This window comes from Mesorhizobium sp. M7A.F.Ca.CA.001.10.2.1, assembly GCF_003998575.1.
In the GTDB taxonomy this organism is placed as follows: domain Bacteria; phylum Pseudomonadota; class Alphaproteobacteria; order Rhizobiales; family Rhizobiaceae; genus Mesorhizobium.
Genome location: NZ_RZQY01000116.1, coordinates 1 through 12244 on the forward strand (window position 1 = coordinate 1; position 12244 = coordinate 12244).

16 protein-coding genes are annotated in these 12244 nt (G+C 63.1%); 13 read left to right on the forward strand and 3 right to left on the reverse strand.

Annotated features, from left to right (window positions below; genetic code table 11):
• Positions 1 to 215: TSUP family transporter (locus EN964_RS10530; RefSeq protein ID WP_164775777.1), on the reverse strand; the 215-nt coding region annotated here is incomplete at its 3' end.
• Between the two features lie 328 nt (positions 216 to 543).
• Between EN964_RS10530 and rplS the strand changes: the two genes are divergently transcribed.
• The 7 genes from rplS to leuC all read left to right on the forward strand — a co-directional run bounded on the left by rplS (position 544) and on the right by leuC (position 6544).
• Positions 544 to 1095: a 50S ribosomal protein L19 gene (gene rplS, locus EN964_RS10540; protein ID WP_013528861.1), complete on the forward strand. Its 552-nt coding sequence runs from the start codon at positions 544 to 546 to the stop codon at positions 1093 to 1095.
• A gap of 154 nt (positions 1096 to 1249) precedes the next feature.
• Positions 1250 to 1663, forward strand: coding sequence for an organic hydroperoxide resistance protein (locus EN964_RS10545; protein WP_127267363.1), 414 nt, complete (start codon positions 1250 to 1252; stop codon positions 1661 to 1663).
• Positions 1660 to 2169, forward strand: coding sequence for a MarR family winged helix-turn-helix transcriptional regulator (locus tag EN964_RS10550; protein ID WP_127267364.1), 510 nt, complete (start codon positions 1660 to 1662; stop codon positions 2167 to 2169). The genes EN964_RS10545 and EN964_RS10550 overlap by 4 nt, the downstream gene beginning before the upstream one ends.
• A gap of 177 nt (positions 2170 to 2346) precedes the next feature.
• The gene (locus EN964_RS10555; RefSeq protein WP_127267365.1) at positions 2347 to 3144 is read left to right on the forward strand and encodes a basic amino acid ABC transporter substrate-binding protein; all 798 of its coding nucleotides are present in this window, start codon (positions 2347 to 2349) and stop codon (positions 3142 to 3144) included.
• A gap of 201 nt (positions 3145 to 3345) precedes the next feature.
• Positions 3346 to 4155: an amino acid ABC transporter permease gene (locus EN964_RS10565; protein WP_127267366.1), complete on the forward strand. Its 810-nt coding sequence runs from the start codon at positions 3346 to 3348 to the stop codon at positions 4153 to 4155.
• A 55-nt stretch (positions 4156 to 4210) separates the two neighbouring features.
• On the forward strand, positions 4211 to 4846 hold the full coding sequence (locus EN964_RS10570) for a class I SAM-dependent methyltransferase (RefSeq protein WP_127267367.1): 636 nt from the start codon (positions 4211 to 4213) through the stop codon (positions 4844 to 4846).
• A gap of 288 nt (positions 4847 to 5134) precedes the next feature.
• Positions 5135 to 6544: a 3-isopropylmalate dehydratase large subunit gene (gene leuC / locus EN964_RS10580; protein WP_127267368.1), complete on the forward strand. Its 1410-nt coding sequence runs from the start codon at positions 5135 to 5137 to the stop codon at positions 6542 to 6544.
• 39 nt (positions 6545 to 6583) lie between these two features.
• On the opposite strand, the gene EN964_RS10585 is transcribed toward leuC, so the two are convergent.
• Positions 6584 to 6901 carry a hypothetical protein gene (locus EN964_RS10585; protein WP_127267369.1) on the reverse strand — a complete coding sequence of 106 codons (318 nt, stop codon included), beginning with the start codon at positions 6899 to 6901 and terminating at the stop codon, positions 6584 to 6586.
• 160 nt (positions 6902 to 7061) lie between these two features.
• Between EN964_RS10585 and EN964_RS10590 the strand changes: the two genes are divergently transcribed.
• Positions 7062 to 8258, forward strand: coding sequence for a diguanylate cyclase (locus tag EN964_RS10590; protein WP_127267370.1), 1197 nt, complete (start codon positions 7062 to 7064; stop codon positions 8256 to 8258).
• A gap of 75 nt (positions 8259 to 8333) precedes the next feature.
• On the forward strand, positions 8334 to 9551 hold the full coding sequence (locus EN964_RS10595; protein WP_127270056.1) for a diguanylate cyclase: 1218 nt from the start codon (positions 8334 to 8336) through the stop codon (positions 9549 to 9551).
• A 62-nt stretch (positions 9552 to 9613) separates the two neighbouring features.
• Here EN964_RS10595 and EN964_RS10600 read toward each other — a convergent pair whose 3' ends face one another.
• Positions 9614 to 9976, reverse strand: a complete 363-nt coding sequence (locus tag EN964_RS10600) for a hypothetical protein (protein WP_127269290.1) — start codon at positions 9974 to 9976, stop codon at positions 9614 to 9616.
• 263 nt (positions 9977 to 10239) lie between these two features.
• Here EN964_RS10600 and EN964_RS10605 point away from each other — a divergent pair, with 263 nt between their 5' ends.
• From EN964_RS10605 to EN964_RS10620, 4 genes are all read left to right on the forward strand, one after another.
• The gene (locus tag EN964_RS10605; protein WP_127269291.1) at positions 10240 to 10668 is read left to right on the forward strand and encodes a hypothetical protein; all 429 of its coding nucleotides are present in this window, start codon (positions 10240 to 10242) and stop codon (positions 10666 to 10668) included.
• A 260-nt stretch (positions 10669 to 10928) separates the two neighbouring features.
• The gene (gene sdhC / locus EN964_RS10610; protein WP_032900823.1) at positions 10929 to 11348 is read left to right on the forward strand and encodes a succinate dehydrogenase, cytochrome b556 subunit; all 420 of its coding nucleotides are present in this window, start codon (positions 10929 to 10931) and stop codon (positions 11346 to 11348) included.
• Between the two features lie 2 nt (positions 11349 to 11350).
• Positions 11351 to 11746: a succinate dehydrogenase, hydrophobic membrane anchor protein gene (gene sdhD / locus EN964_RS10615; RefSeq protein WP_127269292.1), complete on the forward strand. Its 396-nt coding sequence runs from the start codon at positions 11351 to 11353 to the stop codon at positions 11744 to 11746.
• A 1-nt stretch (position 11747) separates the two neighbouring features.
• Positions 11748 to 12244: FAD-binding protein (locus EN964_RS10620; protein ID WP_127276340.1), on the forward strand; the 497-nt coding region annotated here is incomplete at its 3' end.

Consider the following 12244-nt stretch of genomic DNA (forward strand, 5'->3'; position numbering starts at 1 on the left):
CGCCAGAAGTGCCTGATATCGGCCGAGTAGGCGAGGGTCGAGGTGATGTAGCCTGGAAATTGCGTCACCGAGGAGGTGGCGTTGGCGACGATCGGCGGCAGGCCGACCAACGTCATGGCGCCGAAGGTGATGAAGGTGCCGCCACCGGCGACCGCATTGGCGGCGCCTGACAGAAAGCCCGCCAGAAACAGCAGGATGGCATCGAAGACAGACATGAATTGCGGCCGCTCAAAACTGTGTTATTTCAGGCTTAGAAAGCCTGAACGACCGGCGCAACCCGGCACGGCAGGATTACGATGGTGCCATGCGAGCAGAAAATGCGCTGCCAAGGCGTGACAAAGCGGCGAAATAGCTGTATGTGCCCGCCCGTACCGGCCAGAAAGAATCTGCCGGACCCGTCAACAATGACGGTGTAGTCGCCCCTGCTGGATGTTTCAAAGACAAATGTCTTGGAGACAAAAGGCATAGCCAAGCGGTCAATGGAACTGCAAGGCGAGTGTCGGACGCTCTGACTGTCGGAAGAACAAGAAGTGGACTTTTGAGATGGATATTCTCCGTCAGCTCGAGGCCGAACAGGCCGCCAAGATCGAAGCCAAGCGCAAGCTTCCCGAATTCCAGCCCGGCGACACCGTGCGCGTCCAGGTCCGCGTGACCGAAGGCACCCGCACCCGCGTCCAGGCCTATGAGGGCGTCGTCATCGCCCGCGCAGGCGCCGGCTTCCAGGAGAACTTCACGGTTCGCAAGATTTCCTACGGCGAAGGCGTCGAGCGCGTGTTCCCGGTCTACTCGCCGATGGTTGAAGGCGTCGAGATCGTTCGCCGCGGCAAGGTGCGTCGCGCCAAGCTCTATTACCTGCGCGATCGTCGCGGCAAATCGGCCCGTATTTCGGAAAACACCGGCGTGCGCGCCCGCAAGCTGAATGATGAGGAGCGCGATGCGCTGAACGCCGAGAAGGCCCGCATCGAGGCCGAGAAGGTGGCAGCAGCCGAGGCCCTGGCCGTCGAGAAGGCCGCCCAGGACGCCGCCGAGAAGAAGGCCGCCGCCGAAGCCGAAGCAGCAGCCAAGGCCGCCGCGGAAGCGACCCCCGCCGAATAAGGTTTTCGGACATCCCATTCAAAAAGGCGGCTTCGGCCGCCTTTTTCGTTTCACCGGACTGTGAACGCTTTCAGCGCCAGAAACGGGATCCGCTGTTGACGGCACATTATCTTGTGTACTAAATAATCGTGTACAAAGTAATTGGAGATTTGATATGGCACTCTACACCACACAGGCTCACGTCACCGGCGGCCGCGCCGGTCATGGCGAGACCAGCGACGGTCTGCTCAAGGTCGATCTGGCAATGCCCAAGGAGCTCGGCGGGCCGGGGGGCGCCACCAATCCTGAGCAACTGTTCGCAATCGGCTATGCCGCCTGCTTCGAAAGCGCCATCCGCTTCGTCGCGCGCAAACAGAAGCTGTCGCTGACGGATGCCGGGGTAACCTCCACCGTCAGCCTGCTTCCCAATGGCGAAGGCTTTAAGCTCGGCGTCGCGCTCGCGGCGGAAACGAAAGGCCTTGATCAGGCGGCGGCGGAAGCGCTTGTATCGGAGGCGCACAAGATCTGCCCCTATTCCAACGCCATCAGGGGCAATGTCGACGTAGCGCTTTCGGTAAAGGCGGCATGACGGAAAAGACGACAAAGAGCACCAGCGACGTCCCGGCGGAGGCCACCGGGACGTTTCACGTTCCGCGGCTCGACCAGCAGCTGTGCTTCGCGCTCTATTCGGCAAGCGGGCTGATGACGAAGCTCTACCGCCCGCTGCTCGATCCGCTCGGCCTGACCTATCCGCAATATCTGGCCATGTTGGCGCTGTGGGAACGAGCTCCAAGCACGGTTGGCGAGCTTGGCGAAGCGCTTGGGCTGGATTCGGCGACGCTGACGCCGCTGCTCAAGCGGATGGAGGCTGGCGGACTGGTCACACGCCGGCGCGACCCCGCCGACGAGCGCCGGGTTATGGTCGAGCCGACAGCGAAGGGCCAAGCGTTGCGTGAGCAGGCCAAAAGCGTGCCGGCGGCGATGCTTTGCAACCTGCCGCTGGATGCCGACGAGTTGAAATCCCTGCACCGCACGCTGACGCGGTTCGTCTCCGGCTTGCGCAAGGCAGATGCCGGCATCGCGAAGCGGAGCTGATCGCTGCCGCGACACCGTTCAATCCTGAATCCCGGAAATGAAGGCACTGGAATCCGCTTTCGCGCATCCTGACGCAGCGGACCGTCTTGCATGACGCTTGCGGAAAGCTAAAGTCGGCGCCGTATTTTCCTGCAAGCCCGGCCATGTCCGGGTCCGTCAATTTCCGGGGAGTGTGTCATGACCAAATCGAAACTGCTGCTGGCAGGCCTGCTTGCCCTCGTCCTGACGCCCGTTGCCGCCTTTGCGCAGGCGCTGCCCGACCTCGGCGGCAAAAAGGTGGTGGTTGTGACCGAAAACGCCTATCCGCCGCTGCAGTTCATCGATGCCAAGACCGGCAAGCAGATCGGCTGGGAGTATGACGCGATGAACGAGATCGCCAAGCGGCTCAATTTCACGGTCGAGTACCAGAACACTTCCTGGGACGCGATGATCCAGGCGGTTTCCGACAACCAGTACAACATTGGCATGACCGGCATCACCATCAAGGACGACCGCAAGGAGAAGGTCGATTTCTCCGACCCCTATATGCGCTCGGAACAGTTCATGCTGGTGCGCGGCGATGAGAGCCGCTTCACTGACGACAAGACCTTCGGCGACTTCAAGGACGGGCTGATCGGCGCGCAGGCCGGCACCACGCCCTTCTACACCGCCGTCTACAGCGTGCTCGACGGCAATGAGCAGAACCCGCGCATCAAACTGTTCGAGACCTTCGGCGCGACCGTGCAGGCACTGAAATCAGGCGACGTCGATGTCGTTTTGACCGATGGCACCGCTGGCAAAGGCTATGTCGACGCCTCCGAGGGCAAACTGAAACTGATCGGCGGGCCGCTCGGCACCGAGGATTTCGGTTTCATTTTCCCCAAGGGTTCCGACCTGGTGAAGCCGATCAACGCGGCAATCGCTGCGTTGAAGGCGGACGGGACGTTCGATGCGCTGAACAAGAAATGGTTTCTTGATTACAAGATGGGGCAGTGATTTCGCGCTGACTTCGCGCTTGAACGCCCCCCTCTGCCCTGCCGGGCATCTCCCCCTCAAGGGGGGAGATCGGCTCTTTTTTCCGCTTTCGCCAATCACCAAAGTTGTAAAAAGAGTGCCGTCGACGAAGCTGCCAATCTCCCCCCTTGAGGGGGAGATGTCCGGCAGGACAGAGGGGGGCGCCTTGGCGCAATCCTTTTGATGCCTCCCGCCTCTTCGTCCAAAGCCGACTTCCCCTGGTGGCTTGTCGTTGCCGCAGCCCTCGCGATCGCGGTGGCCGTCTTCGTCGCCACCAGCAACCTCTATGCCCAGGTGTTCGCCACGGTCGCCAAGGGCATCGGCGTCACCATCTTCGTCACCGTGATCGCCTTCGTGCTGGCGTCGGCCATTGGGCTCGGCATCGCGCTGATGGGAATGTCCGGTTCGCGCTGGCTGCGCCAGATCGCGCGCTTCTATGTCGAGATCGTCCGCGGCGTGCCGATCCTGGTGCTGTTGTTCTGGATCGCCTTTGCCGGCGCGCCGGCCTTCGTCGCGGCCTGGAACGCGCTGACCGCGCCGCTGCAAAACGCCGGCCTGTTCGGCGAGCTTTTGGTGCGCGACGTGTCGCTGCTCTGGCGCGCCATCATGGCGCTGACCATCGGCTATTCGGCTTTCATCTCGGAGGTTTTCCGGGCCGGCATCCAGGCGGTGGAGAAGGGTCAGATCGAAGCGGCGAAGGCGCTTGGGCTGACACGCGCGCAGCGTTTCCGGCTGATCGTGTTCCCACAGGCAATCCGCACCATCCTGCCGCCGCTCGGCAATGATTTCGTCGCTTTGGTCAAGGATTCCTCGCTGGTCTCGGTGCTCGGCGTTGCCGACATCACGCAGATGGGCAAGGTCTACGCCGCCGGCTCCTTTCGCTTCTTCGAGACCTATTCGATAACGGCCTACATCTATCTCATCCTGACCGTCGGCCTGTCGCTGGCGCTCAGGGCGCTGGAGCGGCGGCTGCGCCGCCAGCACGAGGAATAGTTTTTCGGCCAAGGCAGCGCTACGATCCCCGAGCATTCCCCTTGAGGAGGTCCCCATGATCGTCGACAAAGCCAATGCGGCGCTGGATTCCGTCTATACGGCCGACACGCCGGAAGCGCTTGAGGAGGCCTATGCCGCGTGGGCCGCGACCTATGACAGCGAGACCGCCTCGCTCGGCTACCTCCTGCCTTTCCTGATCACCGCCTGGGTGGCGCGTCATGTGCCGGCGGGCGATGGCCCCTTGCTCGATGCCGGCTGCGGCACTGGCCTGTCGGGATCCTCGCTGAAGGCGCTCGGTTACCGCGACATTGCGGGGCTCGACCTCTCGTACGATATGCTGAAGATCGCCGGCAGCCGCAATGCCTACAGCGACCTGAAGCAGGCAATGCTCGGCGAAACGCTGCCGTGGCCGGACGGCCACTTCCGCGCCTTCTTCTCGACCGGCGTGTTCACCATCAGCCATGCGCCGGCGACAGGCCTGCACGAACTGGTGCGCATCACCCGCCAGGGCGGCCACGCCATCTTCACCGTGCGCGACCAGGTGTTCGAGAGCGGCGGCTTCCAAGCCGTGTTCGACGAGCTGGAGCAGGCAGGGAAATGGCGGCCGATCGAGGAAAGCCCGTGGTTCCGCTGCTATGCGATCGCCGAGCCTGACGCGCTGGTGAAGACGTTTGTGTTTGAAGTGTTGTGACTCCACTTACCTTCTCCCCTTGCGGGAGAAGGTAAAGGCGCTGAACGCCGCAATTGCCGAAAACCCAAAACATTGGTATGAGCCACGCCATGGAAGAGCTTTTTGGCGATCCGGCCTACAAGGGGTTCGTGCTGCAGGACAGGAAACGCCTGCCGTCGCGTTTTTCCGCGCGCGTGTCCGGGGCGCTGACCAGCCGACTACCCTAGGCCGACCTGTTCGGGTCCCTTTCGCCGGGCCTGAGGTCCGGTACCTGCTCTTTCCCATTCTCATATCGACGGATTTACGCACATGAGCGCACCGCGCACCCTCTACGACAAGATTTTCGACGACCATGTCGTCGATCGCCAGGACGACGGCACCTGCCTGCTCTACATCGACCGCCACCTGGTCCATGAAGTGACCAGCCCGCAGGCCTTCGAAGGCCTGCGCATGACCGGCCGTAAAGTCCGGCATCCGGAAAAGACGCTGGCCGTGGTCGATCACAATGTCTCGACCTCGCCCGAGCGCAAGTTCGGCATCAAGAACGAGGAAAGCCGCATCCAGGTCGAGGCGCTGGCCAAGAACGCCAGGGATTTCGGCGTCGAATATTATTCCGAGAACGATATCCGCCAGGGCATCGTCCACATCATCGGTCCGGAGCAGGGCTTTACTCTGCCCGGCATGACCATCGTCTGCGGCGACAGCCACACCTCGACGCATGGCGCTTTCGGCGCGCTGGCGCATGGCATCGGCACGTCCGAGGTCGAGCATGTTCTGGCGACGCAGACGCTGATCCAGCGCAAGGCCAAGAACATGCTGGTGCGTGTCGACGGCCAGTTGCCGGAGGGCGTCACCGCCAAGGACATCATCCTGGCCATCATCGGCGAGATCGGCACCGCCGGCGGCACCGGCTATGTCATCGAATATGCCGGCGAAGCGATCCGTGCGCTGTCGATGGAAGGCCGCATGACGATCTGCAACATGTCGATCGAAGGCGGCGCGCGCGCCGGCCTGATCGCCGCCGACGAGACGACCTTCGCCTATGTCAAGGACAAGCCGCGCGCGCCGAAGGGCGCGTCCTGGGATGCGGCACTCGAATATTGGAAGACGCTGCAGTCCGACGAAGGCGCGCATTTCGACAAGGTGATCGTGCTCGACGCGGCCAAGCTGCCGCCGATCGTCTCCTGGGGCTCCTCGCCCGAGGATGTCGTGTCGGTGCAGGGCATCGTGCCGAACCCGGACGACATCGCCGATGAAAACAAGCGCACCTCCAAGCAGCGCGCGCTCGACTATATGGGTCTGACGCCGGGCACCAAGATCACCGACATCACGCTCGACCGCGTCTTCATCGGTTCGTGCACCAACGGCCGCATCGAGGATCTGCGCGCCGTCGCCAAGGTGGTCGAAGGCAAGACGGTCAGCCCGCATGTCGATGCGATGATCGTGCCCGGCTCCGGCCTGGTCAAGGAACAGGCGGAAGCCGAAGGTCTCGACAAGATCTTTGTCGCCGCCGGCTTCGACTGGCGCGAGCCGGGCTGCTCGATGTGCCTTGCCATGAACGACGACCGGCTAAAGCCGCATGAACGCTGCGCCTCGACCTCGAACCGCAATTTCGAGGGCCGGCAAGGCTTCAAGGGCCGCACCCATCTCGTGTCGCCGGCGATGGCGGCCGCGGCGGCGATCGCCGGCCACTTCGTCGACATCCGCGAGTGGAAGTAACCCGGATTTGAACAGAACCCGAGCCGCGCCCGGCTCGGGTCAGCTCTTTCCGTCGCGGCGGACGAGCTCGTGGAACTCCTCGCGGCGTCCCGGCTGTTCGGCCGCGACCACTAGCGCAAGCTGTTGTTCCTCGAAGAGCTTGAACCATTCGTCCCATTCGACGAGTTCATAGCCTCCCGCATTGAGCGGCCGTTCAGGCTGGTCCTGATCCTGATAGGCGTGCTGGCCGAAGACCAGCCTCAACATGGGCTGCGTCCCCGCTTCCGGCGATATGTCGACGATTGCGGGAAAGCCGGCGCGCCCGGCAGCCCATGAGCGGATCGCATCGTGGTCGGTCAGTGTGATTGTGTCGGCCATGGGTCGCTCCAGATTGTGAACGGAGGAACGCTGACTGGGGACTGCGGTTCCCTGACATTATTTTGAGACGGCGGTCCTGCTTACCGCTTTCGCTTAACCGCTTGTTTGGGCTTGCCCTCTAAGCTCTTCCCTGACGTAAGCCAGGGGAAGTCACAGTCGGTTGGACACGGGTCTGCTCATTGCGCTGCTCAACCCGACGATCGCGCTGGCGCTCGGCGCGGCGTTCCTTGTGCTATGGTCCTATCAGCGCCACCGCCCCTATCTGGCCGTTTTGGCGATCAGCTACAGTCTCTCGGCGGCTGGCTTCCTGCTGCAGTATTTCACCTTGCCCATCGGGATGCCGCTGACCAAGCTTACGTCGAACATCTGCTTCACCATCGCCGCGTGCTGCCTGGCCAGCGCTGTCATCCACCGCTATGGCCGCAAGGTGCCCTATGTGGGGATCGCCGTGCTGGCCGGCGGCGGCCTGGCGTCGTTGTGCTGGTTCCTGTTCGTCGCGCCGGATCTCACCTGGCGCATCCTGGCGATGAATTTCGCATTCGGCGGCATCAGCCTTCTGGTTGCTGCCGAACTGCGCCCGGTGCGCAACAACGGCCCGACCGAAAAAATCCTGTTCGTGCTGTCGCTGCTGTCGGGCGTCAATTTCTTCGTGCGCACCCTTGCCGTCGTCATCGCGCATGGGCCCTTCGCCAGCTATGACGGGTTCTATGGCTCGTCCTACTGGACGACGGCGCTGCTGTCGCACGCGCTGCTCTCGCTGCTCATTGCGTTGTGCCTGTTTTCCGCCGCGGCACTCGACGTGTTGAAGGCATTGAAGACCGAGACCTATACCGACCCCCTGTCGGGCCTGCTCAACCGGCGTGGCTTCGAGGAACGCGGCATGCGGCTCTTGCAGCACTGCGCCTCGGCCCGGTTCCCGGTCGCGCTGGTGTTGGCCGACCTCGATCACTTCAAGGCGCTCAACGATGTGCATGGGCATGGCGCGGGCGATCGCGTGATCGCCGACTTCGCCGCCAAGCTTCGGTCGGCGGCCGGCGCGCGCGGTGTTGCCGGGCGTATCGGCGGCGAGGAATTCGCGGTGCTGCTGCCACTCAGCGATCTTGCCGCGGCCCGGCTGTTCGCCGAGGCGGTGCGCACCGTCTATTCGGCCGGTCATGTCGACGGACTTCCCCAGGGAACGAGGGTGACGGCAAGCTTCGGCGTGGCGGCCCGCAGCGGTGGCGAGGCGCTGGAGCCGCTGATGCGCCGTGCCGACGATGCGCTCTACAAAGCCAAGAAGAACGGCCGCGACAGTGTACGCCTGTCCTATGAGCGGCCGGAAACGGCGTTCCTGCCGGAGCCGCTCAAGACCGGCTGAATCTGCCCGGACGGGACGGCGTTAACGTCTTCTTCGCCCGTCGATGATTAGCTGTCGGCGCGGGTGCGGGAGAACATGAGCGGCGCCAACTTCATCCTGTTGATCAATCTGTCGGTTGCCGGCCTGCTGGCGGCATCCTTCATGGCGGTCGCCTTCCACGATGTCGGCCGCGCGCCGGCGCGCTGGCTGGCATTTGGCTATCTGCTGGGCATGGCCTATTCGGCCATCGAATTCTCCATTCCCGCTTTCTCCGACGCGCGGCTCCCGGTCGTGGCCGCCTTCGCGGTTTTCCTTGCCGCCACCATTGCGTTCAATGGCGGGCTTGCCCGCAAATACGGCGTGGCACTGCCCTGGAAGCCGATGCTGTTGTTCCTGTTGACCACCACCATAGCTGTGTATTTCGTGCAGGATCTGCCCCGCCAGTCGCTGATCCGCATCATGGCTTACCAGCTTCCCTATGCGGTCATGCAGTTTGTGGGGCTGGCCATTGTCTGGTCATCGAGGCAAAAGCTTGCCCGTCTCGATCGCATGTTGATGGCCGTGCTGGCGGCGAGCGGTCTGCAGTTTGCCTCCAAACCGTTCATCGCGCATGCGCTTGGCGGCTGGGGCGCCAATCCGCAGGCCTATCTGCAAAGCAACTACGCGCTGGTGTCGCAATCGCTCGGCACTGTCTTTGCGCTGGCGCTGGCGCTGCTGATGCTGGCCATCCTGGTTCGCGACGTGCTCGCCGAAGTGACGTCGAAGTCGGAAACGGACACGCTGTCGCGTCTGCTCAACCGCGGCGGCTTCACCCGGCATGCCGAGCTGGCGGTGCTTGGCGCGATGCGGCAAGGCGTGCCGGTCGCGCTGGTCATCGCCGATCTCGATCATTTCAAGAGCGTCAACGACAGTTTCGGCCATGCGTCAGGCGACCGGGTGATCGAGACTTTTGCAGGCTTCCTGCGCGAAGCTGCAGCCGCGCATCACGTTGCGGGTCGGATTGGCGGCGAGGAGTTCGCCATCATCCTGCCGGGGACCAACCTTGCCGCGGCGCGGCTGTTCGCCGAGGGGACGCGCAGCGCCTTTGGCGGGCTGCCCATCGACGGGCTGCCGGCAGACAACCGCTGCACCGCGAGCTTCGGCGTCGCCGAACTTCATCCGAGCGAAGACTTTGCCGATCTGATGCGGCGCGCCGACCAGGCGCTCTATCAGGCGAAGAATGCCGGGCGCGATTGCGTGCGCGTCTCCGCCGGACCGGCCGGCAACTGGTCGTCAGCCGGAATGGAAGCCAGAGCAATTTCAGGAAAAGTGTGAAACGGTTTTCCCGGGAAAGCGCATAGCGCTTTCCCTTGGGAAATTGCGTCCAAACAAAGTGTCTAGCGGCAGGGGCTGAGTTCGGGCATCTCGCCGTCGGAGAGACCGTACATATAGGAGCGGCCCTTCACCAGCACAGGCGGCCGGTAGCAATCACTGTATCCGCTGATTTCGTCGGCTTCGTTCTCGTAGATCACCTTGGGCTGGCCGGCGCTGGTGTAGTCGGATAGCTGCTTGGCCAGCTTGCCTTCGCCGACGATGATGCGCTTGTAGCCGGCGGCGCTGTCGACAACGAGATTGCCGAAGGAATCAGCGTAGACGCGATCCTGATGCCGGGCGCCGGCGAGCGCTGGCGCTGCAAGGGCTACGACCGATGCCGCCACGATGAGCGCCGCAAGGCGCGATCTGCCTGAATTCGAACGCATGGCGTCCTCCGTGTCCTGAGGGAAAGCCTCCTCGAATCAGAAATTAACGTTTTCTTAACCTTTGTTAAGAGGCCAGCGCGTTTGGCGGCGATGTCTCGGTAAACATGGTTAATATCCGTTAATATCCGACTGGATGGAAAACCCGTTGGCCATTATTCGGCCATGCTTGGCCGCACCATCGCGGCTGGTGTCCGTCTCGGCGTCGGGATGACCTTGATCTTGGCAAAGCATCGCGGCTGGTTTGCCGCGCGGGAGGACAGCATATGGCGCTACGCCGGCCGATTTGGGCGTCCGTTTTCCCGTTGCTCGGGGTCGTCGCTGGCTGTGTGCCACAGGACAGTGGGCCGAAGGCGGCCAATACCGTCGTCGTCTCACCTGCGCCGGCTCAGCAGTCCGTCGCAGCCGCGGCGCCTCCGGCAGCTGCAGCCAAGATCATCACCGACCTTACCGCGCCGCGATCCGGCATAGGCACGGCCACCTACCGATGCGGCAACAACGGTATGATCTCCATCCAAAATCTAGGCACGTCGTTGCGTGTGGTCGGGTCCGATGGCGCGACCGAGGAGTTTGCGGCGTCGCCCGCCAACCAGAGCAGCCGCTACCAGGCGGCCACGCATGACGCAATCGTGATCGACGGACGCGAGGCGCTGGTGATGAAGAAGGGGTCGACGCCGCAGACCTGCAAACGCTAGGGCTAATCTCAACACCGCCGGGCCCTTGGGCCAGACATGTTGCACTGCAGCGATATCGAGCCGGCTTCGGGCCTCCCGGCCTAATCGATTGAAGCCTAAGCCGGCCTTTTAGTCAGACTAAATTACGTTTTCGAAACGGTTTTCTGGCTTTGACGCGGTGCAAAAAGAGCATTAGAAACCGGCTGTCCGAAGTCGCAACCGGAAGCGGCAATGCCGCATTTCCACCTGAGGCTCCAGAGAGACGCCGAACTGGGGGAGCCATGAGCAAATCACCAGCCACCCGCGAATTTGCCAGACGTGAACGGCCGATTTCGCCGCACCTCACCGTGTACCGGCCGCCGATCACCATGACGATGTCGATCATTCACCGCATCACCGGTGGGGCGCTGTATTTCGGCACGCTGCTGGTCGCCCTGTGGCTGATGGCGGCGGCCAGCTCGCAGGCGACTTTCGATTGGGCCAATTGGGCCTTCGGCACCTGGCTCGGCCGGCTCATCCTGTTCGGCTACACCTGGGCGCTGATGCACCATATGCTGGGTGGCGTGCGCCATCTGGTCTGGGACACCGGCGCCGGCCTCGAGAAGCATACCGCCTCGAAGATCGCCTGGGCGACGCTGGCCGGCTCGATCCTGCTCACGCTGCTGATCTGGATCGCCGGCTATATGGCGCGGGGAGCCTGACCATGAGCGGCAAAAACACCGACATGCGCACGCCGCTGGCGAGGGTCCGCGGCCTCGGCTCCGCCCGCGAGGGCACCGGGCATTTCTGGCGCCAGCGCCTGACCGCGATCGCCAACATCCCGCTGATCCTGTTCTTCGTCGGCTTCCTGATCGCGCTCAACGGCGCCGACTACGCACATGTGCGGGCAGCTCTTGCCAACCCGTTCGTCGCGCTGGTGATGGCCCTGGTGCTTATTTCCGGGCTTACCCATATGCGGCTCGGCATGCAGGTGATCATCGAGGATTACGTGCATGGCGAAGGCATGAAGCTGGCGCTGATCGCGCTCAATACATTTTTCACCATAGCGGTCGGCGTCGCCTCGATCTTCGCCCTGCTCAAGCTGGCATTCGGAGGCTGAGTTGGCCAAGGACGCGAAACAAGCCAACACGGCAGGCTATACCTTTGTCGACCACAAGTTCGACGTGGTGGTCGTTGGCGCCGGCGGCGCCGGCCTGCGCGCCACGCTCGGCATGGCCGAACAGGGCCTGCGCACCGCCTGCATCAGCAAGGTGTTCCCGACCCGCTCGCACACGGTGGCGGCGCAAGGCGGCATTGCCGCCTCGCTGTCCAACATGGGTCCCGATTCCTGGCAGTGGCACATGTACGACACCGTCAAGGGCTCGGACTGGCTGGGCGATGTCGACGCCATGGAATATCTGGTGCGCGAAGCGCCGGCCGCGGTCTACGAGCTCGAACATTATGGCGTGCCGTTTTCGCGCACCGAAGAGGGCAAGATCTACCAGCGGCCGTTCGGCGGCCACATGATGAACTATGGCGAAGGCCCGCCGGTGCAACGCACCTGTGCCGCCGCCGACCGCACCGGCCATGCCATCCTGCACAAGCTTTACGGACAGTC

Coding starts and splice junctions, on each gene's coding strand:
- rplS (WP_013528861.1), top strand. CDS start 544: ATGGATATTCTCCGTCAGCTCGAGGCCGAACAGGCCGCCAAGATCGAA.
- EN964_RS10545 (WP_127267363.1), top strand. CDS start 1,250: ATGGCACTCTACACCACACAGGCTCACGTCACCGGCGGCCGCGCCGGT.
- EN964_RS10550 (WP_127267364.1), top strand. CDS start 1,660: ATGACGGAAAAGACGACAAAGAGCACCAGCGACGTCCCGGCGGAGGCC.
- EN964_RS10555 (WP_127267365.1), top strand. CDS start 2,347: ATGACCAAATCGAAACTGCTGCTGGCAGGCCTGCTTGCCCTCGTCCTG.
- EN964_RS10565 (WP_127267366.1), top strand. CDS start 3,346: ATGCCTCCCGCCTCTTCGTCCAAAGCCGACTTCCCCTGGTGGCTTGTC.
- EN964_RS10570 (WP_127267367.1), top strand. CDS start 4,211: ATGATCGTCGACAAAGCCAATGCGGCGCTGGATTCCGTCTATACGGCC.
- leuC (WP_127267368.1), top strand. CDS start 5,135: ATGAGCGCACCGCGCACCCTCTACGACAAGATTTTCGACGACCATGTC.
- EN964_RS10585 (WP_127267369.1), bottom strand. CDS start 6,901: ATGGCCGACACAATCACACTGACCGACCACGATGCGATCCGCTCATGG.
- EN964_RS10595 (WP_127270056.1), top strand. CDS start 8,334: ATGAGCGGCGCCAACTTCATCCTGTTGATCAATCTGTCGGTTGCCGGC.
- EN964_RS10600 (WP_127269290.1), bottom strand. CDS start 9,976: ATGCGTTCGAATTCAGGCAGATCGCGCCTTGCGGCGCTCATCGTGGCG.
- EN964_RS10605 (WP_127269291.1), top strand. CDS start 10,240: ATGGCGCTACGCCGGCCGATTTGGGCGTCCGTTTTCCCGTTGCTCGGG.
- sdhC (WP_032900823.1), top strand. CDS start 10,929: ATGAGCAAATCACCAGCCACCCGCGAATTTGCCAGACGTGAACGGCCG.
- sdhD (WP_127269292.1), top strand. CDS start 11,351: ATGAGCGGCAAAAACACCGACATGCGCACGCCGCTGGCGAGGGTCCGC.